Genomic DNA, 23922 nt, shown 5'->3' with positions numbered 1-23922 from the left:
GCGCTACGACAAACTCGCGGTCCGCTACGAGGCGACCGTCCTCGTCGCGGCCATCAACGAGTGGCTGTGACCAGCACATTCGATACACGCCCTAGTACGTGGGTAGACGAAGATCGTCCGGTGGCCGCAGGCCATGGCGTAGATCCTGCACATGGCGGGCGATGTTCGACCAGATCGCCCCGCAGGGGCGCCGACGGTACAGCAGTTACAGGGGGTACTGCCGCACCACAAGCGCACCAGATCGAGCGGGAAACGGCGGGGAATAACGGGGAAAGCAGCCCAGCCCGAAGAGGTTGCCTTCCAAACGTTCGCCCAGGTCAGTGCCCGAACCGGCGGTATCTGATCGCAGCTTCCCAAGCTGATGGCTCAGGCAGTGTGCACGGGCCGGCCGCATTGGCTTCCTCTGGTCGACGACACCTAGACAGCGTGGCTGAGGCCAGTGGGAGTGCATCGAGGCACACACACGCGCCCCCACCCCGCACACGTTGATCAGGGCTCACTCAGCGGTGGGTGGTGTTCGAGGGATAGGGGCTCTTCGGCGGCGGGGCGTGTCTGCAGGTGAGGCGATTGGTCATACGCCGAAGGTCTGCGGGCCGCTGGGGGTGGCGCCGGCGCTGTAGCTGCCAGTCGAGGCTGCCACGGATCCAGTGGGCGATGCCGGTGAAGTACCGGTCGACGCGCGGGTCGCAGCCGTGTCGCCTCTCCTGCTCGACCAGGTCCAGGAAGATGCGGGTCTCCTCGCCGTGCATCGTGGCGGCGAGGTCGAGGGCTGTCCTTCTCCTCTGAGACGGCGGCAATGAGGTCGTAGTGCCGCGATGACCACGACCGCGTCGGCGGCCGGCGCGGGCAGGAACTCGTCCCGTATTCAGTCGTCGATCGGGGCGAGCAGCTCGCACGTGTCGAGGGACAGCACCGCCCGGCCGCCGACGGAGTGCGCTTCGAGGGAACTTGAGACCGGCGGCACGTGGCGGCCGTCGATCGTGTTCGGATCGGCGCCCACGGTCACGGCGACATCGGCCAGAACGTCCGGCAATGCGCTCTTGCGGATGCCGCCGGGACCGTGAAGAAAGAGCACGCCGCCTGCGCCCAGCATCGACCCGAACAGCTCGACTTCACCGGGGCGCCCCGCAAGGGCACGCTGGCGTAGCTCACCCAGCCCCTGTCTGATGACCGTCACAACGGTGGGCGGGTCAGTCGTTGAACGCCGTGGCCACGGCATCTGCGAGCTGATTCAGGACGTCCCGTGACAGCTGTACCGACCCGGTGAACGAGAGGAAGGCGTGGGTGGCCCCCTTGATCGGCAGGTGCATGACCGGCACGTCGGCGTCGGCGAGCTTCTGCGCGTAGCGGTCACCCTGGTCCCGCAGCGGATCGTGTTCGGCGGTGACGATGACGGCGGGAGGAAGCCCGGCCAGCTCGTCGGAGCGCGCCGGCGAGACGCGCAGGTCGGCACCTTCGTCGGGCGTGTTGAGGTAAAGGCCCCAGAACCATTCGAGCCAGCTGCGGCTCAGCACCGGTCCGGCCATGTTCTCGTACATGGAGGGGCTGTCGTCGAACCGGTCGACCGCCGGGTACGCCAGTACCTGCAGTGCGATGCGAGGTCCCCCGCGCCGCTGCGCTTCCTGCACGAGGGCCGCGGCCAGGTTGCCGCCGGCGCTCTCGCCGAACACCGCGATGTTGTGCCCGTCGCCGCCGAAACCCCCGGCGTTGGCCGCAACCCATGTCAGGGCGGCGTAGGCGTCTTCGATCCCCGCCGGAAAGCGGTGTTCGGGCGCGAGCCGGTAGGCGACGGAGACCACGATCGTGCCGGAGCGGTTGGCCACGATGCGCGCGATGTGGTCCTGGCTGTCCAGATCTCCGAGGACCCATCCGCCACCGTGGAGGAAGACCGTCACGGGCCGCGGCCCGGAGCCCGGCGGGGTGGCGGGGGCGTAGATGCGGACGGGGACCTCGAGGCCTGCGGCGGCGGCCACTGCGTCGTACACGCTGCCGACGGGCTCGACGTCGCCCGCAAGGGTGGAGAGGCTGCTTGCGAGATCGCGGTTCTCCTCAACCGTTCGACTCTCCGGTGCCGGTTCGTCTCCTTCGGCCAACTTCTCGAGCAGCGCACCGATCTGGGGATCGAGGGACATGATGAGGACCTTCCTGGAGCCGGCGAAACGCCACGGATGGGAATGACTGATCCAAGCACTGCAGGTCGCAGGAGTGGAGCAACGGCAGCGTGCTGCCGTCGGGCGCTGTGCGGCCCCTGTCACGACCGGGCCCGCGCTCCGCACGCACGCACAGACGCACTTGGAACGGCGTGTGTGAGGCCCTTGCCGGCGGCCACCACGGGCATCGGCGGGCAGACTCGCGACCGGCTCCGCAAGCGGGTCCGCCGTGGGATGAGCCGATTCCTCGGTGCCGGGCCGACGGCCCGGGTAAGGGTGGCCGCGGGTCGCCGCCGGGCGCTGAATCGCTGGCCCTGGCTGTGTTGTCGTATCCGTTCTGGATGTGGGCCTGCCGGGGGCGGTGCGCTGGGTGCGGGTCAGCGGGCGATCGAGATCGCGAAGGGTGTGAATCCGGTGGACCGGATGACGTGCGGGACGAAGAGGATCGCGGCCTCCGTGGCGCGGGCGGTCCGGATCCCGCCGAGGTCGGTGATCCATTCCTTTTGCCAGCCGAGGTCGGTGAGCAGTTCGCGGACGGTCTGCTTGGCCTGGGGGTCGTCGCCGGAGAGGAACGCGGTGGGCGCCTGGGTGAGCGTGGTCGGCGCGGTCATCACCGGGAAGAGCATGGTGTTGAGGGTCTTGACGACGCGGGTTTCGGGGAGCGCGTCCTGGAGTTGCTCGGCGAGGCTTGAGCCGGGGTGGATCAGGTCGGCGGGCAGTCCGTCGGGTCCGTCGGTGGTGGCGTTGGAGACGTCGACGAGGATCGTGTCGCGCAGTTCCTCGCGCAGGGCGGCGAGCCGTTCCAGCGAGCCGGCGCCCGGGGTGGCGTTGATGACGATCCGGGCTGTGCGGGCGGCGCCGGCGGCGGCGCCCGGCGTGCGGTCCGCGACGGTCACCTGATGCCCTGCGCGGGTGAGGGCTGTGGCCAGGTTGCCGCCGACGCGGCCGTTTCCGAGAACGGCGATCGTGTTCATGATGATGTGGTCCTTTACGTGGGTGCGGGTTGTGATGCGCGGTCAGCGTGAGAGCGTGGCGACGGCCTGTGCGTGGACGCCGGGCGCGGTGGCCAGGAAGCTTTCGCTCTGCGGGGTCCAGGGGCGGCCCTGGGCGTCGGAGACCTGTCCGCCGGCCTCGGTGACGAGCAGCGCGCCGGGCAGCAGGTCCGCGCGGGCGCCGGCGAACTGCCAGAAGGCGTCGATCCGGCCGGCGGCCACGTTGGTCAGGTGCAGGGTTGCGGGCACGGCGGTGCGCACGACGAGCGCGTCGAAGAGCATCGCGGTGATCGAGGAGCCGACGCGCCGCACGACGTGGTCGTCCTCGTCCGGCCGGGCCTGGCTGGTGGCCACGATGCTCAGGCCGAGGTCCGCGGTCTGGGAGACGTGCAGCGGCCGGCCGTCGAGGTGGGCGCCCGCGCCGGTGAGCGCGGTGTAGGTCTCGCCGGTCAACGGGAGGTGGACCGCGGTGAGCACCGGCTGGTTCTCCCGCACGAGGGTGGCGGTCACCGCCCACTCCGGCAGGGCGTGCAGGTGGTTGACGTTGCCTTCGGCCGGATCCACGACCCACCATTCGCCGGGCGGCAGCGCCCCGCCGTCCAGCTCTTCCTCCACCCACCCGGCGTCCGGGCGCAGGCCCGTGAGGCGGGGGCGCAGGATGCCGAGGGCCGTGTCGTCGTTGGCGGCGAGCGCGCGCATCAGCTCTTCGCGGCTCTGGTACCGGATCACCTCGCCGAAGCGCTCGCGCAGCGCCGAACCCGCCTCACGCACAGCGATCGCGGTCTGGTCGAGGAGGTCGGCGTCGGAGGCGGCGGCGTCAGTGGTCTGAAGCGTTTCGGACATGGTGAACTCCCTTGTGCGTAAGAGGTGATGGGGCCGTTCGGGCCGAACTGTGCGCTCTGTTCAGCGCTCTGGACTCGACGGTATACAGCCCTTTGATTAACTTCAAATGCATGTAAAGCACGGCTAGGATTACTCACATGCAATTGGATTTGAACCTGCTGGCCGCGCTTGACGCGCTGCTGGAGGAGGGCAATGTGGCCGGGGCGGCCGCACGCCTGCATGTCACCGCCCCCGCGATGAGCCGGAGTCTGGGCCGAATCCGGCGCACGACCGGGGATCAGATCTTGGTGCGCACCGGCCGCACGATGACCCCGACGCCGTATGCGATCGCTGTGCGGGAACAGGTGCACGAGCTGCTGCACCAGGTCCGGGGGGTGCTGGCACCGAGCCGTGAACTCGATCTGGCCACACTGGAGCGCACGTTCACACTCCGCTGGCACGATTCCCTCGTCGCCCTGAGCGGCCCGGCACTGCTCTCGGCCGTGCGCGAAGAGGCGCCGGGCGTGCGATTGCGGTTCGTCGCGGAACCGAGCATCGACACCCCCGAGTTGCGGCGCGGGGAGGTCGACCTGGAGGCGAACGCCAACCGCCCGAGCGCACCGGACATCCGAGCCGAGAAAGTAGGCGAGACCCGCCTCGTCATCGTCGTGAGGCAGGGACACCCCCTCACCCGCGTCAGGACCGTCACCGCAAAGCGGTACGCCGCCGCTGAGCACGTCACCGTCTCGCGGCGTGGAAACCTCGGCAACGCCCTCGATGACGCCCTCGCGCGGCTCGGCCTCACCCGCCGCGTGGTGGCGAGCGCGCCCACGGAAGCGGCCGCACTGGAGTTCGCGCGCGGCTCCGATCTCCTGGTCTGCGTCCCCGAAGCCACCACGAGGTCAGCGGTCGCCGACCTCGGCCTGGTCGTGCTCCCCCTCCCGCTGGAACTGCCGTCGGCACCGGTATACCTGTCGTGGCATCAGCGCTACGACACCGACCACGCCCACGCCTGGCTGCGCGGGCTGGCGCGAACCGCGCTGGCCATGTGTGGAGCGTCGCCGTAGCCGGCGCCGTTCGGCCGCGGTTCAGGAGGCCGTCGGTGGGAACGAGATTGTCGAGTCCCTTCGCACTGCCCGTCGCGGCCTCGATCGAGCGCGGCGGCATGATGCGGGCATCAGGTGCGCGGCATCGCCGAGCAGCGTGACGCCGGGAACGTGTTCCCAGGTGTGCGGGGCGGGCAGGACGGACAGGGACCGGTGGATGAACCCGTGGTCGCTGTTGCGCAGGATGTAGCGCAGGCTCTCGTCCCAGTCGTCGAACATCCCCAACAGGTGTGTCCGCACGGCCCGCTGGCCGCCGGGGTCGATACCGGCGGCCTCATGCCAGTCCTTGGGCGCGCTGAGCGCGATGTAGGCGCGGATGTGGCCGTTGCTGTTGCGCTGGGCGATGTTCAAACACTTCTCGGCAAGGAAGCCCTGGTCGTCGGCCGGGACCACGACCTGGTGGCAGCAGTCGTCGCCGTCGTGCGCGAACGCGCCCCGGGCCGATCGATCCCGCAGGCGCTGCACGCGCACGTCCTGCTGAAGCGGACCCAGCTCGCCGCCCGTGCCACCGGACCCGCGGTTCGCCGGCTTCACCCGCCTGGTACAGGAGACCCTCGCGCTGCGCGACTACGCCCACCACATGTGGACGCGCCATGAAGCGGCCCTGGCGAAGGCCATCGCCAAGGCCGTGGGTGCGCCCGACGACGACGTCAGCTGCCCGTTTCGCCCTTGAGGCCACAGCCTCATCCTGCGGCACGCCGAACCGTGCCGAGCCGCCGACGAGGCCTTCGCGCTACTCGAACCCGGCTGGGCTGCCTCCCATCCGAGCAACTGCCCCGTCCTGCGAGGAGCTCCGATGTGCGCGGAGGCGGTGCAACACGTGTGGTGCACGGAGCCAGTACCCCTGATCGCTCGCTGATGCCAGCTCGTGGAATCGCGCCGTGTCGAGTGCTCAGTGTGCGCAGGCTGGCGCGGGTGTGGAGTTTCCCCGTTGTCCCCCAGTTGGCGCTGTCGCATCGTCAGGGCCGGGCTGGGAGGTTGGCCTCCCAGCCGTCGAGGAGCCGTTCGAGTCCCAGTGCGAACCCGCGCTCGGCCCTGTCGGCCGCGTGGGGAAGTTCGGCATCACGAATGACCCGGGCGAGGAGTGGATGGCGCCCGGCACGGACGACTTGGTCGAGGTAGGACGCGTGCGCGTCCATCCATTCCTGGATGCCGACTCCGGACCGTCGGACGGCTTCCTGCTGGGCGAGCTCGCCGATGGCGTAGCCGCGCACGAATGCCTGCAGCGTATCGACGACGGTGATCATGACGTCGATGTCGAAGCCCAGAGGCTCGAGGGCTGCGAGTGCGCGCTCGATGGCATCGAGGGAGTTCGGCCCAAGTGACGGGCGCCCTGCGGCGAGCGAGGTCATCCAGGGGTGCCGGTGGAAGGCGGCCCGGGAGCGATGGGCCAGTGTCCGCAGGTCGCCGCGCCAGTCGCCGGTGGGGGCGGGCGGGCCGCCGTCTTCGGCCGCTACGGCGTCGAGCATGAGGTCGAGCAGGTCATCCTTGGACGCCAGGTAGCGGTAGAGCGAGGCTGTGCCCGTCCCCAGGTCCTTGGCGACGCGCCGCATGGACAGCGCCTCGATGCCCTCGGCGTCGGCGATCGCGATGGCGGCGGCGGTGATCTCCGCCCGGGTGCGCGAGGGGGCGGGGCCTTTCGCGGCCCGCTCCGGCCGGTTCCAGACCACCGTGTGAGCGTCGTCCATCAAGCTTCCCTCCGCACTACTGCGCTCACTGTTCGCAGTAGTGCTATCGTGGCGCCATTACTGCGAACACTGTACCCGAGTAGAGCCTGTCCAGCCGAAAGGGAAACCACAATGACCACTCCCGTCACGATCATCGGCGCCGGGCTCGGTGGCCTGACCCTCGCCCGGGTCCTGCACCTGCACGGCATCCCCGCGACCATCTACGAAGCCGAGACATCGGCGGACGCACGCACCCAGGGCGGCCAGCTCGACATCCACGAGTACAACGGGCAGCTCGCCCTCGAAGCGGCCGGCCTCACCGACGAGTTCCGCCCGATCATCCATGAAGGCGGCGAGGCCGTGCGCGTGCTCGACCAGCACGGCACGGTCCTGCTCGACCAGCCCGACGACGGCATGGGCGGGCGCCCCGAGGTGCTCCGCGGAGACCTGCGTCGGATCCTGATCAACTCGCTGCCCGGCGAGATGATCCAGTGGGGACACAAGGTCACCCGTGTCCGCCCCCTCGGACACGGGAGGCACGAGCTGACGTTCGCCGACGGGCCGACCGTGACGACCAGCCTCCTCGTCGGCGCGGACGGTGCCTGGTCGAGGGTCCGGCCGCTGCTCTCCGACGCGACGCCCGAGTACGTCGGCACGTCGTTCATCGAGACCTACCTGTACGACGCCGACCGACGCCACCCCGCAGCGGCCAAAGCCACCGGCGACGGTTCCCTGTTCGCCGTCACGGCCGGCAAGGGCATCCTCGGCCACCGGGAGGCCAACGCCGTTCTCCACACCTATGTCGCGCTCAACAAGCCGCAGGAATGGATCGCCGCCATCCTCGCCAGTCCCGAAACGGCCGCGGCCCAGGTCGCGGCCGAATTCACCGGATGGGCGCCTGAACTCACCGCACTCATCGCTGACGGGGAAACCGCCCTCGCCCCGCGCCCGATCAGCGCCCTGCCGATCGGCCACCGGTGGGACCGCGTTCCGGGAGTGACGTTGCTGGGCGACGCCGCCCACCTCATGTCACCGTTCGCCGGGGAGGGCGCCAACCTCGCCATGTTCGACGGCGCCGAACTCGGGAAGGCCATCGCCGCACACCCCGACGACATCGAAGCGGCCCTCGCGGAGTACGAGCAGGCGCTCTTTTGCCGCAGCGCGCGGTTCGCCGCCGAATCCGACAGGAACCACCAGCTCATCTTCGGCGACGACGCCCCCGCCGGCCTGCTTGACCTGCTCACCGGCCACGAGCCGACCGAGTGAGCACAGACAGATCGCGATCGTGAGCCCCAGGCGTCGCTCTGGCCGCCGCCACGGTCGGCGTTCGCAGCGTCAAGCCGCGGCTGACGTAGAAGGGGTGAAGCGGCCGGACGGCGCCGACCACGACGATGGCTTCGCCCACGGCCAGCGCGGTTCGCGTCAGCCCGCGCAGCCAGGCGTGGGCTGGCGCGTAGGTCTGATCAGCCTGATCGTGGAACCATGCCGGTATGAACCGACTCGCGAACGCGATGTCGCTGGTTTCGTTCACTTCAACCGGTTCTGGCTCGCTTACCGTGATGCGCGCACGCTGAGTGACGCTCCGACTAGGCTCCGGGAAGTTGCCTGCCCCCCTCTGGAGGGCCTGCCGTTACCGTCCTCGCGGACGTGTCGGTGCTGTCGCTGGACGTGAGCCACGAGGCGATACGCATCGACCTCTGCAGTACAGCGGCCGGGGCGGTACGCCCGGACTGCGGGAGCGAGTCGACCCGGGTGCACAGCTCTTACCTGCGGTTTGCTGCGGACGTGCTGAGTGGAGGCCTTCGCGCGTCGGCGAGACTCGCACTGGACCGGGTTCTCCAGGGCGGATCACAAATGGCAACCGGCTGGGCGGACAGTGCCGACGCCGGCCAGTGGCGCCAGGAAGTGCGAATCGAACAGTTCATAAGGCAGGCAGAACGAGCCCCCGCCGAGAGTTCAGCGGGGGCCCACGGTGTGGACGGTTACACCGGGCCGGGACCTGCCTTCGATAAGCGGTATGCCGCCGGCATCAGCTACTGTCCGCTGCCGGTCTGACGGCCCGGCCTGACTTCAGGTGCCGTGTGAAGAACTGGGCCGCGGCGTCCCCCGCGAACTGCGGGACGCCGGTGTGACCACCCATATTGGCGTGCAGGGTCTTCTCCTTGGAGCCGAAGGCATCAAACAGGTCCAGGGCCGCCTGCCGGTCGTTACCTTCGTCGTCCCACTGCAGCAGGACATGCAGCGGAATGGTGACCTGCCGGGCTTCCTCGAACATGACGCGCGGCACAAGACTCCCCGCGAACAGACCGGCGGCGATGATGCGCGGCTCAACCACCGCCAGTCGGATGCCGATAGAGATCACTCCCCCCGAGTACCCGACCGGACCGCCGATCTCGGGCAGCGACAGGAAGGCCTCCAGCGCGGCCTGCCATTCCGGGACCGCCTTGTCGACCAGCGGGAGAATGAGGGCGTCAACCATCTCGTCGCTGACCGGCTCGCCGGCCTGCATCGCCCGGCGCAGGTCGGCCCGGGCCTGGTCGAGGGCGGGCCACCTGGGTCGGTCGCCGCATCCGGGGAGCTCGATGGTGGCCGTGGCGAAGCCCTCCGCCGCCGAGTGCCGGGCCCGGGCCACCAGTCGGGGGTACATCTTGCGCAGCCCGAGCGTGGGGTGGCCGAGCAGGATCAGTGGCACGGGTGCGGAAGCGGATGCGGCTTCGGGCGTCCACAGGATGCCGGGGATCTCACCGAGGGTGAATTCGCGTTCGAGGACACCGTCGTCGAGACGCTGCTCGGAAGTGACATGCATGGTCGTGCCTTTCGGGAGTGCACCGGAACGGCGCTCCCGGACGACCTGTCTATCGTCCGACCGTGACCCCGGAGGGGAGCACCCATGTCAAAACTGTGTTCACGGGTACCACCTCCTCGCTCTCTCGCACGGCCTCCGAAAATGTAGCAGTGGGCGGCCCTCGTCCGCCAAACGGTTATTGCGGAGCTTCCGCGGCCGGGCGCCACGAGCCTTCCGATCGAAGGATATGAGCCCATCTTGCCCACGCTCCGCTGAAGTTGATGTGAAGTTGATGCCTCTCGTCGTCGGTCCTCGACGCAGCGACCTCGGTCACGCAGCGTCCACCGCCACCCCGTCGGCAGCCGGATACCTGATCGCCGCTCTCTGGTGAGCAGCGTGCAGTTCGCCCAGGCGCTCACGGAGGAGGAGCCCGGCGGTCGGGCGGCCCTCCGCGTCCGCAGCCTCCTCGGCACCGCGACCTCGACGCCGAAGGCACGCGTCATACGTGGTGTTAGCGGGCCATCATGGCCGTGGACGAGCGGGACAGGACCGCGGGGCTACGCTCCGTGATCACTTCGGCACGCCGTGGCGCCGGTCAGAGGGTCGAAGGTTGCTCGGCGGGATTTCGCGGACTCTTGTAGGGAATCCACGAAGGCACCGGTCGGACCGGGACGGCCAGACCTGCGCGGTGGTGGCCCGCCATCCGGTGGCCGCCGGCCCGCGGACCGCTCGTTGCCGGCCGCCGATGGCCTGCCGGTGGACGACATCGACCGACCCACCGGTACCCAGCTCGGCGAACGCCTGAGTCGGCTGGGCGATTGAGCGCGATGACCTTGCCCGCCCCCGGACAGCGCGTCGGCGCCCGGCCGGTTTCGGCGCGCCATCCGGTGGCCGAGCAGCCGATTGCTCGACGAACGCGTCGAAGCAGCGGCCAGGGTCCGCCCGCCGGAGGTGATCACCCGCACCACTCGTGTTCGCCGACGCCGTCGCCCCGGCGGACCCTGCCCTGTCCGGTGCTGCGGCTGCCTCTGGGCGCGCCCCGGTTCACCGTGGCGGTGCCGCTTGCCCTCGGCCGCGGCCGACTGTTCGACTTTCCGGTCCGGGGTCGCCTGCGCAACCGGGCTCGCAGTGAGACGCCAGCCTGGATGTCGCCCCCGTACCCCCCAGGCCTCCTTCTCCTCGCCGCGGTGCACGGCGCTGTCCGGGCGTTGAGCGGAACGAACCAGTGGACCGCCCTGCCGCTCCTGACCCGGCCCATCGCCGCCGCTTCGCGGTCGACCACCCAGAAACGATAAAAAGGGACTATGCGTGGAGATTCAGGTCAATCCGGGCACGATGTCTCCGGTGCGTCCATGAGATCTCATCGGCCGGGCCGGCCCCGTCAGGAGGCAACGGAGCGGCGGTCGGTCTCGTTGCTGAGCGTGCACAGTCTCGCCGGTCAGGTCTTCCTGCTGCAGCTGGCGGTCGTGATGGTGCTCGTCGCCGCCACCCTGGTGGCGCTCGTGGTGCAGGCTCGACACGACGTCATGGCGGACGCCCGGCACCGGACGCTCGACACGGCACAGACGTTCGCGAACTCCCCGGGGATCGTGGCGGCGCTGAACAGCGCCAACCCGACCGCGATCCTGCAGCCGCACGCCGAGGCGGCCCGGAAAGCCGCAGGTGTCGACGCCATCATCGTGTACGGGCTGAACGGAATCGCCTTCACCCACAGCGACCCTCGTCAGATCGGGAAACACACCATCGGGCCCTATGCGGAGGCGGCGAACGGCAAGCCGTTCACGAGTACCTTCAAGGGGGCACTGGGGCTCTCCGTGATCTCGGCGGTCCCCGTCAGGGGTCCTGACGGCTCGGTCGTCGCCATCGTCTCCGTGCCCGTCACGGTCGGGACGGTGCAGCACAGGCTGGACCGGCAGCTGCCGGTCCTCTTGGGCGGCGCCGCCGCTGCCCTGGTCATCGCCGCAGGCGGGTCGGGCCTGGTGAGCCGGCGGTTGCTGCGGCAGACCCATGGCCTGGGGCCGACCGAGATGACCCGGATGTACGAGCACCACGACGCGGTCCTGCACTCCGTGCGGGAAGGGGTGCTGATCGTCGGCGGTGACGGCCGGGTGCTGCTGGCCAACGACGAGGCACGGCGGCTGCTCGACCTGCCGACGGACACGGAGGGGCGGCACGTCACCGATGTGGGCCTGGAGGACGACCTCGCCGAGCTGCTGGCCTCCGACCGCCGCGCCACCGACCAGGTGTACCTGGCGGCCGACCGGCTGCTCGCCGTCAACAAGCGGCTCACCGCACCTCACGGACCTGTCGGCAGCGTGGTGACGCTCCGGGACACCACCGAGCTGCGGGCCCTCTCCGGCCGGGCGGAGGCGGCGCGCGAACGGTTGAAGTCGCTCCACGACGCCGGACTGCGGATCGGCACCACCCTGGATGTGAAGCGCACAGCCGAGGAACTGGCGGACGTGGCGGTGCCCCGGTTCGCCGACATCGTCACCGTCGAACTGCTGGACCCGGTCCTGCGCGGCGAGGAGTCCTCCGGTACGACCGCCGTGATCACCGAATTGCGCCGCAGCGCCGCCGCCGGCCTGGACGCGAACGATCTCCTGCACTCCGTCGGCGAGCTGCTCCGGTTCGTCCCGGCCCACCCCGTCTCCAAGGCGATGGCCGACGGCCGACCGGTCCTGGTCGAGGACCTGAGCGCCTGCGACGACTGGCGGGCGCAGCACCCCGAATGTGCCCGGCTGATCCTCGACCACCGCATCCACTCACTGCTCGTGGTTCCGTTGCGCGCCCGCGGCGTGGTGCTGGGTGTGGTGGACTTCTGGCGCGCGGAGAGCTCCCCGTCGTTCGAGGAGGAGGACGTGTCCTTCGCCGAGGAGCTGGCCGCCCGGGCAGCGCTGTGCATCGACAACGCCCGCCGGTACACCCGCGAACACACCATGGCCGTCACTCTGCAGCACAGCCTGCTGCCTCGTGGGCTGCCCGAACAGCCCGCCCTCGATGTCGCCTACCGCTACCTGCCGGCCCAGGCTGGGGTGGGCGGGGACTGGTTCGACGTCGTCCCGCTGTCCGGCACCCGGGTGGCGCTCGTAGTAGGCGATGTCGTCGGCCATGGTGTGCACGCCGCGGCGACCATGGGCCGGCTGCGCACCGCCGTGCACAACTTCGCCAGCCTGGACATGCCCGCGGAAGAGCTGCTGAGCCGGCTGGACGAGCTGGTGACCCAGATCGACTCCGAAGAGGTCCCCACGGACGACGGGCAGGGGACGATCACCGGGGCGACCTGCCAGTACGCCGTCTACGACCCCACCTCCGGGCGGCTGGTACTCGCCACAGCCGGCCATCCGGGACCGGCGGTGGTCCGGCCTGACGGAACCGTCGACTTCCCCCAGCTGCCCGTCTCCCCTCCACTGGGGCTCGGCGCCGGCCTGCCTGTCGAAACCGCTGAGCTCACCGTGCCAGAGGGTTCCCGGCTGGTGCTCTACACCGACGGACTGATCGAGGACCGCACCCAGGACCTGGACGTCGGCCTGGAGGCTCTGCGCGATGCTCTGACCGGGCCCGACCGCACGCCGGAGGCCACCTGCGAGACGGTGATGGCGGCCATGCTCTCCGACCGGCCCGGCGATGACATCGTGCTGCTGGTTGCCCGTACGTGCCGGCTCGGGCCAGCGCAGGTCGCCGAGTGGGACGTACCCCGTGACCCGGCCGCGGTGGCCCCCGTGCGCACCGCCTGCGCCCGCCGGCTGACGGAGTGGGGCCTGGAGCGGGCCGCGTTCACCGCCGAACTCATCCTCAGCGAGCTGATCACCAACGCCATCCGCTACGGCGCCGAGCCCATCACCGTCCGGCTGCTCCGCACCGAGCCGGTCAGCGGACGCGCCGCGGGCACGCTGATCTTCGAGGTCGCTGATGGCAGCAGCACTTCGCCCCGGCTACGCCGGGCGAAAGTCACCGATGAAGGTGGGCGCGGACTTTTCCTCGTCGCCCAGTTCGCCGAACGCTGGGGGACCCGCTACACAACCACCGGGAAAGTCATCTGGGCCGAACAATCTCTCCATGACGGCGCCACGCCGGAGGCGGAAGGACTCGGCGACATCCTGCTGGGCCAATGGGACGACACCGCGCTGTGAGGAGATCGTCCGCGTCCCTCTACCGGCACGCACGCAGCGTGCCGACACGGGCTGCGCCGGGGACGCGGGCACACGGAGCCCGCCGGGGAAACACGCTGATCGCAGGCTTACCGGGCGGAATTCCGCCATCGTGGCGGCCGGGTACCCTGGCCTCGATGACCCTTTCGTCGGCGCAGTGGATCCTGCTCCTGTGAAAGTTTCCGGGACTCCACGACCGGCCACGATGTCAGCGGATATTCCTCCGGCGGCTCGACGACCCTGCAAGGAGCAGACCTCCCCTCGGTGACAGCCCCGTCCCCACGCCCTGGAGCAGTTGTGACCACATCCCGTGCCCGAGCAGCGGCCGCCCTCGGCTGCTCCGCTCTTGTGGCACTGGGCCTCAGCGCATGCGGCACTGCACCGCCCGCCAGACTCGTGAAGCCGTCGGTGGCCACGTCCGCCGAGAACGCGGGCGGCATGCGCGCGCTGATCACCGCAGCGAGACAGGAGGGAATGCTCAGAACGATCGCGCTACCGCGTGACTGGGCCGGCTACGACAGCCTGATCGAAGGCTTCGAGAAGAAGTACGGGATCAAGGTCACGGTCGACGATCCGCTGGGCCACAGCGAAGACGAGATCGACGCCCTGAGGACGAGGGGGAACCGGCCGACAGCGCCCGACGTGATCGACGTCGGCGACGCGTTCGCGCGGAACGCATCGGCGCAGGGTCTGCTCGCACCGTACAAGGTCGCCGCCTACGACGCGATCCCCGACAACCAGAAGGACTCGAAGGCCCGCTGGTCCAACAACTACGGGGGCTACGTCTCCATCGGCTGCGATGCCAACCGGGTCAAGCCCTGTCCGGAGACCTTCGCTGATCTGCTGAAACCTGCTTACCGGGGCAAGGTCGCACTCGAAGGCGACCCGCCCCGATCGGCTACCGCCTTCGCCAGCGTTTTCGCGGCCGCGCTGGCGAACAACGGCTCGTTCGATGACATCCAGCCCGGCCTCGACTTCTTCGCCAAGCTCAAGAAGAACGGCAACCTCAACCCGCTCAAATCCAACTTGGCGACGGTCCAGGACGGCCGGACCCCCATCAGCATCAACTGGGACTACATCAACCTCCACTACGCCGACCAGCTCCGCGACAAGGGCGTCAACTGGCAGGTCGCGATCCCCTTCGACGGCAGCTTCGCCCAGTACTTCGCAATGGCGATCAACAAAAACGCCCCGCACCCGGCGGCCGCCCGACTGTGGCAGGAGTATCTCTTCAGCCCCGAGGGCCAAAACCTCCGGCTGCGCGGCTACGCCCGCCCGGTGCTCATCGACGCCATGCGGCAGGACGGAACCCTCGACGAGAAAGCCGCCGCTCGATTGCCGACGGTCGAGGGAACGCCGCGGTTCCCCACAGACGCGCAACTGGAGAAGGCGAAGGAGACGGTCAACCGCGGCTGGGCAAGGACCGTCTCCGGCTAGTAGGACCCTCTCGGGTCTGTCTTGATCTCGGCTTCGGTGCTGCGATGGGAGCGGGCCGTCGCACGCTGCGAGCGGATCACCGTCGCCGTGGACCTGCGTGAGGACTGGCCGGCCGCGCTGGCCGCCGCAGGGCACGACCCGGCGGTGCCGACCGTGTGGATCGCCGAGGGACTGCTGATCTATCTGCCCGAGGACGCGGTGGAACTGCTGCTGGCCCGGATCAGCGCGCAGTCGGCGGCCGGCAGTCGGATGGGGCTGACGCTGGGCTCGCGCGGCGTGATCGAACGCTTCGCCGCGGACGCCGTACCGGGATCGGCGGCGTCCATGTGGGTCTCGGAGATGCCCGACGACCCGGTGGGCTGGCTGGCCGGGCACGGCTGGGAGGCCGCCGGCCACACCCTGCGCGAGCGCGCGGCCGCCTACGGCCGCCCGATCAACACCCCGCCACAGCGCGAGGCTACGGAACCGTGCTCGTCGACGTCGAGACACGTCGCCCCGATGTCCTTCTTCCCGATCGGGAGGCGGACACGCTCGCGACGTGGCTCGCCGAGCGGCCCGGTATCGAGATCGTCTGCCGTGACCGGGCGCCCTTCTTGGCCGTCGGTGGACAAGTCTGACTCCCCGACGACGTAATCCCCCTGCACGCCGGTCGCCTGGCTGGAGTCCCCCAGCGTGCCGAGATCTGTCATGGTGTGCCCGCGCAGGTCGTACACGAAGGCGTGTTCGGCGGCGTCGCCGCTCGTCAGTGAGCTGCCGACAACCGTGTTGCCGTCGATGGCGGTCGCCGTGCTGCGGGTGCCGCCCAGCGTGCCGAGGTCCTGCACGGTGTACCGCACGGACCCCGCCGCCGACTCGGCCCACGACGTGTCAGCCCCGTACGCCGGACCGGCGCCCACGGCCAACAGGGCCGCGCCCACCGGAATCCAGGCACGTAAACGTATCCGCATGCTCCCCCCTGAAACGATCGATCGAAGCGAGAACGGTTCGGCAGACCGCTGTGCCCTCCCCTGCACGGGCCGACAGGGTGTTGCACAGCCCTCACTTCTACATCCGTTCTCATCGGCCAGAAAGTGGGCAGTCGGCCACACATATGACGTTCGTGACTGGCGCATCAGCTCCCGCGGCCGGTCGCGGCTGCCGCCCCCGCGCGGCGCCTCAACGCAGCGCGGGCCACGACAACCACCAGGACGCCCCGTGCCGGCACAGCTGCGCTGAGCGTCATCAAAGGCGGCCTCAACCGGCGAGTACCAGTGCCAACACAACGGTCACAGCAGCGAAGGAAGTCCACAAAGCGTGCAAGACAGGTGAGGTGGTGCGCATAAGACCGTGTTCTCCATGGCGGCGCGCTGGCCGGACATTCCCCGGTAGCTGTAGCGCGCAGCGCATTGTAACCACGTGCCGCCCCCAGCCTTGGCCGTGTCCACACGCGACCGATCAGGCGAAGACCAGAACCACCGGCGAAGGGAGCCTCAGCTGTTGCCCAGTGTGCGGTCCCAGAAGGTGAAGCCGCCAGGGTGGCCCCAGGGGTCATGGGCGGGTGGCGGTGGCGGAAGGGGTCGCGGAGTGCACCGGCTCCGTCGTCGGCACCACCCTGCGCGAGCTCGCTGTGGGGGTCGGGGGCCGGCGTTCCGGCGGGGTTGCCGAGGAAGTGGCGGAGGGCGAGGCGGTGGTGGCGGGGGGGCGGGTGGGAATGGTCGTACCCGTCGAAGGGCGGGCGCTGGGGCGAGGGGTGACGCTCACGGGAGCCGACTCGGCCGGGGTCGGTGGGGCCGGAGTGCTGGTCGCGGGGGGCGGGGCGAGGGGGACCGTCGGCGAGGGCGGGTCCTGGTGGGCGGTACGCAGCAACGGTATGGCGAGGAGGGCAGCGACCGTGCAGGTCGCACCGGCTCCGATGGCAGCGCGCAGGATGCGGCGGCGGGCCGCGCCCCGGCGGATCTCCTCGTACCGGCCGGGGGGAGGGGCGAGGCGCTCGGAGGCCGGCCGCATGATGACGGCGAGGGGGTCGTCCGGTTCGAAGTCCGGACCGTCGTCACTGTACGTGATCAAGGCTTCTCCTCAGGTGGGCGCGGAGCAGTTCGCGGGCCGCGTGCAGGTCGGCCTTGACGGTTCCTTCCTTGCGCCCGGTCAGTACGGCCACCTCCCGGATCGGCAAGTCAGCGTAGTAGTGCAGGAGGGTCGGTATGCGCAGTCGTTCGGGAAGCGCCTGGACGAGCAGGCGGACCGAGGGGTCGGTCTGCTCGGTGGGCGGCCGGACGGACGCCTCCACGGTGGCGCGACGCATGGCCTTGCGCTCGCGCTCCAGGCGGCGCCAGTGGTCGCGGACGATGTTGGCGGCCGTGACGTAGAGGAAGCCCCGGGGCTCTGACACGGACGTCCATCGGGCCCAGAGGCGGGTGAACGCCTCCGAGGCGATCTCGTGGGCGGTCTCGTCGTCGTCGACCAGACGGCGGCACCAGCCGGCCAGGCGCGGGTAGAGAGCGGCGAACAGCTCTGCTGCCGCCTTCTCACGGGACCGTTTCAACGCACTCCATGGGGGGATGGGGGCACTCTTCGCGCCCTGGGGCACGGGGCACCCGCGGGTAAGACCCCGGGCCGACGGCGTACGTTCCATCGGCCCGGGATCGGGGCGGGCGGCGACCGGATTCGGCGGCCACCGCGGCACCCCGAAGCCGGCCGCGGCGACGGTCAGTGGCTCGCGGTCCTCAGCGTGGCGAAGACGATCACGTTGTCGCGATAGCCGTCGCCGGTACGGGGTCCGCCGCACGTGATGAGCCGCAGCTCGGGCCGGCCGACGTCGCCGTAGACCGCCTTCGTCGGAAAGTCGGTCTTGGCGACGGTCCGGACGGAGGTGACGGTGAACTCGGCCGATCTGCCGTTCTCCAGGCGCACCGTGACCCCGTCGCCCCGGCGCAGCCGGTCGAGGTGGCGGAAGACGCCGTCCCCGTAGGTGCCGACCGTGACATGGCCGAGGATCACCGACGGGCCCGTCTGGCCCGGCGTCGGGGAGTTCTGGTACCAGCCCGCCTGGTCGTGCGCGGTGATCGGGGGCACCTGCACGCTGCCGTCCTGTGCCAGCCCGAGTCGCATGACCGGGGTGTCGACGCCGATCTCGGGGATCCGCAGCCGCGCCGGGACCGAACGGCCCAGCGGGTGCGCCGCGTTCACCGGGTCCGTGGAGGACCGGGCGGTCGCGTGCGCGCCGCTGGGGCGGCTGGCAGACGCCCCGTCGCCGCCGTGGCCGGCGCAGCTCACGAGCAGCGAGGCCAGCGCCACGGTGACGAACGCGCGCCTGGAGAGGCGAGTCATGCCCCGGTCGCCCGTCGGCGGCGCACGAGGAAGACCGCCGCGCCGCCCACCGCGAGGGCGCCGGCGGCACTGCCGCCGATCAGCGTGCCGTCCGAGCCGGAGCCGTTGGAGCCGGTGGTCACGCCGGTGTTGGGAGCGCCGCTCGGTACGACGCCGACCTGGCCGCGTCCCTCGCTCGGCGTGGCGGTCGGCACGGGAGTGGCCGCCCGGCTCGGCTGCCGGGTGGGGACCGCGCTCGGCTCCGCGCTGGCCGACACGCTTGGCCGGGGCGACGGTGCGGAGGTGGCGGAGGGGCGGGGGGTCGGGGACGCGCTCGCCCCGTGGGCGAACGCGGGTCCCGTGCTCGCCAGCACGGCGACGCACGCGGCTGCCGTGGCGCTGAGGACTGTTCGGCGCATGAACGCTCTCTTTCGTCGGCCGACCCGGCGAGCGGCCGGGTCGGCTGAGGGATGGATCGAGCGGAGAGACGAGACAGGATCAGCGCAGGTTGTAAAGGATCGGCAAAGTCGCGGGGGGGCGGGCCGTGGTGCGCGGTCGGTTCCCGGTCAGGCGCACCCCGGGTGGAGTCGGCCTCCCCAAGGCAGTGGCATGTCAGGCGCGGCGACCCGCTCGGCCCCAGGGTCGGAGGGGTGCGCGCGGTGGCCGGCCCGATCTGCTCGACGCCCTGGCGCCGGGCGCGGCTTCACCGCCTTGCTCAGCGCGATGGCGGTGGGGCGGGACGGCCGGCTGCACGCGCCGGTGGCCCATGTCCATGCCGTGGACGGTGGCGCGGGGCAGGGCGCCGGCCTGGCCTCTTCGCCGATCAGCTCCCGCAGCGCGACGTAGTGCCACTGTCTGGCGGCGGGCCGCTGCGGATGCCCGTGCTCCTCGACCGCTTCCGGCGCGGTCTTCCAGGCCGGGCGGTCGTCGAGGGCGCCAGGTCGGCCTGGAGGCTCACCACGGGACGGTCTCGCCTTGACGATCCAGGAACTGCAGGCCGGGCGCGCCGACCCGCGCTTCGAGGACGTCGACGACGGCCGGGATGCTCTCCTGCGGGCTCAGGGGGGCGTCGGGGCCGCCGAGTCGGGTGCGGTTGTGGCCAGGGTCGATGAGCAGCTTGGTGCGGAGAGCATCCGTGACTACCCGCACAGCTTCGTGAACTTCCTCGCCGCCGACCCTGCAGGCAGGGTGCTGCTCGCGCTCATCGGCGAGTCGCAGCACGATCCCGGCACGGCCGAACGCTTCCACGAGCGCTATCCCGGCCCGCGCCGGGACCAGGAACGCGACTTGCCCGAGCGCTCCATCAGCGCCGGCGAGGTATCACCCGCCCTCGGTCCCGACGCCACGGTGGACGCCCTTGTCGGCCCGAGCGTCTATCGCGCCCTGACATGGTCGCCCATCCCCTGCGATCTGGTGGACACCCTCGTCAGGGACCTGCTGCGGCGCAGGTCTCTCAGCTGCTTGCCGCCGCAGGGCCGGCCGGGCCCGCGCGCTCAGTCCTGCAGACCGGGGGCCGTCGCTGTGCCCGTGCGATGAGCAGGGCGACGTCGTCGTGGCCGCCTGGGTGCCGGAGTTGTTGCAGCAGCCTGTCGCAGGTGTCTTCCGTCGAGTGCTCCAGCCGTGCCAGTAGACGCACGAGGTCGTCCAGGCGTTCGTCGATGGGGTCGCTGCGGGTTTCGACCAATCCGTCGGTGTAGAGGACCAGTTGGTCGCCGGGTCCCATGTCGAGCGTGGTGGTCTCGAAGAGTACGCCACCGACGCCGAGCGGGGCGCCGGTGGGCAGATCGAGAAGTTCCGGAGATCTGCCGGGCCGGGTCAGGACCGGGGGCAGGTGACCGGCGGAGGCCACCTGCAGGCGGGCGTGGTGGGGGTCGTACACCGCGTACACGCAGGTGGCGATGTACGGGTCCAGGCCGAGGATGATCTCGTCGAGGTGCGTGAGGATGCGGGCGGGGTCGAGGTCGAGGCCGGCGAGGGTCGAGGTGGCGGTGCGCAGCCGGCCCATCGTGGTGGCGGCCTCGACGCCACTGCCCATGACGTCGCCGACCGTGAGGGCGGTGCGGTCGTGCCCGAGTGGGATGACGTCGTACCAGTCGCCGCCGACCTCGCTGAACGCTTGGGCCGGCAGATAGCGGGCGGCGACCTCCAGGCCAGGGTGCCGGGGCGAGAGCTGCGGCAGCAGGCTGCGCTGGAGGGTTTCGGCAGCGCTGCGGATGTGATGGTGAAGGACGGCGTTGTCGATGCTCAGCGCCGCGGTGGAGGCGAGTTCGCAGGCGAGGGCGACGTCGTCCTCGTCAAAGGGCAGGGGGTTGCGGGCGCGGGCCAGGCCCATGACGCCGATGACCTTTCCCCGGGCGATGAGGGGGATCGTCAGGTCGGTGTGCACACCTGCCTCAGCCAACAGCCGGGCCGCCTCGGAGTCGGCGGCGATCCGACCGTGGTCGCCGCTGTTCACGTGGCTGATCAGGTGGGGCTGGCGGGTCCGGACGACATGGGCCGCCGGGTGGTCGGCGTGGTACGTGGCGAGCCGGCCGGGCGGCACGATCGCCCGGGCAGCGTCGGTGGGGTACGCGGTCTTCACGGCCAGGGCACGGAACAGGGCCGGACCCTCGTCCAGATCGGTGCGGCCCGTCTGCAGGATCGAGTCCAGGAGGTCCACAGCGACCATGTCGGCCATGGCGGGCACGACGACGTCGGCCAGTTCCTGCGCGGTCCGCTCCACCTCCAGAGTCGTGCCGATATGGGCCGAGCCGTTGGCTACCAGGCGCAGCCGCTGCTGGGCCCGGTCGGCTCTTCTGGCTGCCTCGTACCGGTCGGTGACGTCCACCACCACGTTGGCGATGCCCAGCACGCTGCCGTGCTGGTCCTCCAGCCGGTACAACGACACCGCCCACGCATGATCGCTCTCCTGGTCGGCGGCCGTACGGCCCACCACCTGCTCGTCCACCACGGGGATTCCCGACGCCAGCACCTGCCGCATCTGTGCCTCCACGGCCTGGAAGGACGAACCGGGCAGGATCTCGGTGAAGCCGCGTCCGACGTGGTCGGCCTCAGGGAAGCCGTGCATCGCTGCCAGAGCCGGGTTGACCGCCAGGTACCGCAGGTCGGAGTCCAGGATCGCCAGCCCGATCGGGGCCTGGGTGACCAGCCGGGTGGACAGGGCCACGCTGCGCTCCACCTGCCGCAACGTGGACCGGTCGGTCGCCAGCCCCAGAGCGTAATGATCGCCGGCGTTGTCCGTCAGCCGCATGTTGCGGAACTCGACCATCCGGGTACTGCCGTCCTTGTGCCGCACGGGGAAGGCGCCGGCCCAGCCCCGGCCGGTCTCCATCACCTGGGCGAACAGCATGATCGCCGCATCCTGGTGTTCCGGGTGCAGGAGGAGCGGGGCCGCGTATTGCCCGAGCGCCTCGGTGCCGGTGTAGCCGAAGAGGTGCTCGGCCTGCGGGCTCCACATGTCGATCCGGCCGTCGGCCTCCAGGAGCACCGCGGCGACGCCCAGCAGATCCATCAAGCCGCTCGGGCCCGAGGCGGCGTCCTCCGGATGGCCCGGGCGGTCTGGACGCTGTTCCGCTGAAGTCATCGCACTGCCTCCTTTCAGCTGCTGATCTCACCGGCGGGCCGGCTTGGCCGCGACCCTCGGGCGGAGCGGCCTTCCTGCAGGTCAGCGACCCTGTTCAAGATGAGGCACGGAAGCCGGGAGAGCCAGTGGGACGCACCGCCGGCCTCACCGTCCGAGGCTTCGTCCGGGCATGTCGGTGACCGGTACGACCTCGCTCCCGCTCCGGCCGTCACTCCACTCCTACCCCTCCTCACACAGACGGCTCGCGACGGACGCCGACGACCTCCGACCAGCGCGGAGCGACGCCTGCCCCGGAAACCGGAGCGGCGGGGTCACGCCGGTGTTCGGCACACGGTCGTCGGCGGGCCCGGCCGGCTGGTTCAGCACGAAGGAGACGAGAGCCGGCCAGGTCAGGTCCTGTCCTCCGGCACGGGGGGACGGCACGAAGGTGCTGGTGTTCCGGTCGATGCGCAGCGGATGGCCGAGGGGTGGCGCGGCACGGTGGGGGCAGTCGAGGCATGCGCAGACACGGCAGCCCATGCCGAGGGGGTGGCGACGGAGGCGTTGGTGAGGTCGCGGCCGTCGGAGTGGACGCGTCGGGGGGGGCGTCGCGGATCTCGCAGCCGAGGCCGACGGCGGAGGTCTTCCGGGTTCGCCCCAACCGCCGTGGTGCCGTGTGACGGCTCGCTCGGTCCACAACCAGCGCCGGCCGTCGGGTATTTCGGCGCCCTGCGCGGGCCGGCCGGGTGGACGTGTTGCACCCCGAAGGGTGGTCAGGTCCTCATCGCGCCAGGTTGCCACGCAGATTCCGGTGAATCCGCTCGCGCCGGCGGGCGGTGAGGCGGTGGGCCCGCAGGACGGTCAGCCGGGTGAGGGGAAGCGCGGTCATCCACGCGCTGGCGGCTTCCCGGTCGGGCTGACGGCCGGCAGGGGAAGCGGCCCGGGAGCAGGGGCCCGGGGCGGCGAGAAGGTCGTGCGCGAGGCCGGTGGTTCAGAGCGGTCACGCAGACGTATTTACGGACAAAACGTCGGTAAGTGTCTTCTCGTTTGAAGACCCACGCGTTAACGTCCCGCCCTCTTCGCAGAAAGGGACACCGTATGCGTTCCCTGACACGTGCCATCAGCGCGCGCTGTCACCCCACTCCCCCAGGCCGCCGCGCACGCCACGACGACCGTCCTCGAACGGCCGGAGCGCCTCACGCCCGTCAATCAGCGTGTTCTCGCTGTCCCAGGCACCCTCAACGCCCGCGACGTCGGCGGCTACAGCACCTACGACGGCAAGAGCACCCGTTGGAGAGTGCTGTACCGGTCGGAGACCTTGTCCGCTCTCCCGCCGGACGGTGTCACCGCGCTCGGTAATCTGGGGCTCAGCAAGGTCATCGACCTGCGCACCGCCACAGAAATCCAGTACGACGGCGCCGATCGTCTCCCCACCGGGGTCGCCGGGGATCCGCATGCCGTGGACGACACCGGTCTGTACTTCTTCATGCGTCAGGTCATCGGCTCCAAGGACCCCTCCCACCAGCAAGCTCAGCTGGGTGACGGCAAGGCTGAGGAGCGCATGCGGGGCCTGTACCAGGGCTTCGTCACCAGACCACCGCCGAGAGTGACTACCTGCTCTCCAACGACCTGCGGGCCGCGTCGGACAAGGCGCTGCGCGATCAGCTGAGGGCGGCCGGCTACATGCAGGAACCCGGTCTCCTCATCCCCCTCCAGGAGGTTCGCAGCGACTACCTCGACGCGTTCCGGGACCAGGCCGTGCACGACTACGGCAGCTTCGGCGGCTTTCTCACCAGTGGCCTGGGCCTCGACGCGGACACACTCCTGCGGCTGCGCGCCCGTCTCGTCAGGTGATCGACGCTCTTGGGGCCGTGGGCAATGCCCAGTCGCGATGCCCGCCTGACGTTCTGGTGGCGAGCAGGTGGCATTCAGCTGGAGTACACGCCGTTTCAAGATCGTATCGCC

The 23922-nt window shown here is 70.4% G+C and carries 21 protein-coding genes and 2 pseudogenes; 8 read left to right on the top strand and 15 right to left on the bottom strand.

From position 1 onward, the window contains the following. Positions 1–500 precede the first annotated feature (500 nt). From ACZ7HQ_RS27890 to ACZ7HQ_RS27870, 5 genes are all read right to left on the bottom strand, one after another. Positions 501–797: a hypothetical protein gene (locus tag ACZ7HQ_RS27890; protein WP_470995292.1), complete on the bottom strand. Its 297-nt coding sequence runs from the start codon at positions 795–797 to the stop codon at positions 501–503. A gap of 68 nt (positions 798–865) precedes the next feature. Further along, on the bottom strand, positions 866–1093 hold the full coding sequence (locus tag ACZ7HQ_RS27885; protein ID WP_470995289.1) for a hypothetical protein: 228 nt from the start codon (positions 1091–1093) through the stop codon (positions 866–868). 97 nt (positions 1094–1190) lie between these two features. After that, a complete protein-coding gene (locus ACZ7HQ_RS27880; protein ID WP_470995286.1) occupies positions 1191–2132 on the bottom strand; it encodes an alpha/beta hydrolase in 942 nt (313 codons plus the stop codon). A 395-nt stretch (positions 2133–2527) separates the two neighbouring features. After that, complete coding sequence (locus tag ACZ7HQ_RS27875; protein ID WP_470995285.1) at positions 2528–3124, bottom strand: NADPH-dependent F420 reductase; 597 nt, start codon at positions 3122–3124, stop codon at positions 2528–2530. Between the two features lie 42 nt (positions 3125–3166). Next, positions 3167–3985, bottom strand: coding sequence for a 3'(2'),5'-bisphosphate nucleotidase CysQ (locus ACZ7HQ_RS27870; protein WP_470995282.1), 819 nt, complete (start codon positions 3983–3985; stop codon positions 3167–3169). Between the two features lie 137 nt (positions 3986–4122). Between ACZ7HQ_RS27870 and ACZ7HQ_RS27865 the strand changes: the two genes are divergently transcribed. Beyond that, positions 4123–5031 (top strand): LysR family transcriptional regulator, encoded by a 909-nt coding sequence (locus ACZ7HQ_RS27865; RefSeq protein WP_470995279.1) that lies wholly within the window; start codon positions 4123–4125, stop codon positions 5029–5031. Between the two features lie 21 nt (positions 5032–5052). Here ACZ7HQ_RS27865 and ACZ7HQ_RS27860 read toward each other — a convergent pair whose 3' ends face one another. Further along, positions 5053–5535 (bottom strand): hypothetical protein, encoded by a 483-nt coding sequence (locus ACZ7HQ_RS27860; RefSeq protein WP_470995276.1) that lies wholly within the window; start codon positions 5533–5535, stop codon positions 5053–5055. A 37-nt stretch (positions 5536–5572) separates the two neighbouring features. On the opposite strand from ACZ7HQ_RS27860, the gene ACZ7HQ_RS27855 reads away from it, so the two are divergent. Continuing rightward, positions 5573–5743: a hypothetical protein gene (locus ACZ7HQ_RS27855; protein WP_470995274.1), complete on the top strand. Its 171-nt coding sequence runs from the start codon at positions 5573–5575 to the stop codon at positions 5741–5743. A 286-nt stretch (positions 5744–6029) separates the two neighbouring features. Here ACZ7HQ_RS27855 and ACZ7HQ_RS27850 read toward each other — a convergent pair whose 3' ends face one another. Beyond that, positions 6030–6758: a TetR/AcrR family transcriptional regulator C-terminal domain-containing protein gene (locus ACZ7HQ_RS27850; RefSeq protein ID WP_470995271.1), complete on the bottom strand. Its 729-nt coding sequence runs from the start codon at positions 6756–6758 to the stop codon at positions 6030–6032. Positions 6759–6869: 111 nt separating this feature from the next. Here ACZ7HQ_RS27850 and ACZ7HQ_RS27845 point away from each other — a divergent pair, with 111 nt between their 5' ends. Further along, positions 6870–8003 carry an FAD-dependent oxidoreductase gene (locus ACZ7HQ_RS27845; protein WP_470995269.1) on the top strand — a complete coding sequence of 378 codons (1134 nt, stop codon included), beginning with the start codon at positions 6870–6872 and terminating at the stop codon, positions 8001–8003. Here the strand turns inward: ACZ7HQ_RS27845 and ACZ7HQ_RS27840 are convergent. Next, positions 7978–8268, bottom strand: coding sequence for a hypothetical protein (locus tag ACZ7HQ_RS27840; RefSeq protein WP_470995267.1), 291 nt, complete (start codon positions 8266–8268; stop codon positions 7978–7980). The genes ACZ7HQ_RS27845 and ACZ7HQ_RS27840 overlap by 26 nt on opposite strands. 498 nt (positions 8269–8766) lie before the next feature. Beyond that, entirely contained in the window at positions 8767–9543 is a 777-nt protein-coding gene (locus ACZ7HQ_RS27835; protein ID WP_470995265.1) for an alpha/beta hydrolase, read from the bottom strand. Positions 9544–10874: 1331 nt separating this feature from the next. On the opposite strand from ACZ7HQ_RS27835, the gene ACZ7HQ_RS27830 reads away from it, so the two are divergent. From ACZ7HQ_RS27830 to ACZ7HQ_RS27820, 3 genes and pseudogenes are all read left to right on the top strand, one after another. Further along, positions 10875–13655, top strand: a complete 2781-nt coding sequence (locus ACZ7HQ_RS27830) for a SpoIIE family protein phosphatase (protein ID WP_470995263.1) — start codon at positions 10875–10877, stop codon at positions 13653–13655. 315 nt (positions 13656–13970) lie between these two features. Then, complete coding sequence (locus ACZ7HQ_RS27825; RefSeq protein ID WP_470995261.1) at positions 13971–15110, top strand: ABC transporter substrate-binding protein; 1140 nt, start codon at positions 13971–13973, stop codon at positions 15108–15110. 30 nt (positions 15111–15140) lie between these two features. Further along, positions 15141–15566, top strand: a pseudogene (locus ACZ7HQ_RS27820) (SAM-dependent methyltransferase); the annotation flags it as partial. Positions 15567–16637: 1071 nt separating this feature from the next. Here the strand turns inward: ACZ7HQ_RS27820 and ACZ7HQ_RS27815 are convergent. The 4 genes from ACZ7HQ_RS27815 to ACZ7HQ_RS27800 all read right to left on the bottom strand — a co-directional run bounded on the left by ACZ7HQ_RS27815 (position 16638) and on the right by ACZ7HQ_RS27800 (position 18814). Beyond that, positions 16638–17156: a hypothetical protein gene (locus ACZ7HQ_RS27815; protein ID WP_470995258.1), complete on the bottom strand. Its 519-nt coding sequence runs from the start codon at positions 17154–17156 to the stop codon at positions 16638–16640. Further along, complete coding sequence (locus ACZ7HQ_RS27810; protein ID WP_470995256.1) at positions 17140–17631, bottom strand: RNA polymerase sigma factor; 492 nt, start codon at positions 17629–17631, stop codon at positions 17140–17142. Before ACZ7HQ_RS27810 ends, ACZ7HQ_RS27815 begins: the two co-directional genes overlap by 17 nt. 164 nt (positions 17632–17795) lie before the next feature. Continuing rightward, the gene (locus ACZ7HQ_RS27805; protein ID WP_470995253.1) at positions 17796–18416 is read right to left on the bottom strand and encodes a class F sortase; all 621 of its coding nucleotides are present in this window, start codon (positions 18414–18416) and stop codon (positions 17796–17798) included. Continuing rightward, the gene (locus ACZ7HQ_RS27800; protein ID WP_470995250.1) at positions 18413–18814 is read right to left on the bottom strand and encodes a sortase-dependent protein; all 402 of its coding nucleotides are present in this window, start codon (positions 18812–18814) and stop codon (positions 18413–18415) included. Before ACZ7HQ_RS27800 ends, ACZ7HQ_RS27805 begins: the two co-directional genes overlap by 4 nt. A gap of 556 nt (positions 18815–19370) precedes the next feature. Between ACZ7HQ_RS27800 and ACZ7HQ_RS27795 the strand changes: the two genes are divergently transcribed. After that, entirely contained in the window at positions 19371–19931 is a 561-nt protein-coding gene (locus ACZ7HQ_RS27795; protein WP_470995247.1) for a TetR-like C-terminal domain-containing protein, read from the top strand. Here ACZ7HQ_RS27795 and ACZ7HQ_RS27790 read toward each other — a convergent pair. After that, positions 19849–21978 (bottom strand): SpoIIE family protein phosphatase, encoded by a 2130-nt coding sequence (locus ACZ7HQ_RS27790; RefSeq protein ID WP_470995244.1) that lies wholly within the window; start codon positions 21976–21978, stop codon positions 19849–19851. The genes ACZ7HQ_RS27795 and ACZ7HQ_RS27790 overlap by 83 nt on opposite strands. Positions 21979–22197: 219 nt before the next feature. Then, positions 22198–22758 carry a short-chain fatty acyl-CoA regulator family protein gene (locus tag ACZ7HQ_RS27785; protein WP_470995241.1) on the bottom strand — a complete coding sequence of 187 codons (561 nt, stop codon included), beginning with the start codon at positions 22756–22758 and terminating at the stop codon, positions 22198–22200. A 313-nt stretch (positions 22759–23071) separates the two neighbouring features. On the opposite strand from ACZ7HQ_RS27785, the pseudogene ACZ7HQ_RS27780 reads away from it, so the two are divergent. Beyond that, positions 23072–23811 (top strand): annotated as a pseudogene (locus ACZ7HQ_RS27780) (tyrosine-protein phosphatase). Positions 23812–23922 lie beyond the last annotated feature (111 nt).

Source organism: Streptomyces sp. NPDC037290 (assembly GCF_055603245.1).
This window is presented reverse-complemented; position numbering and strand designations above follow the sequence as displayed.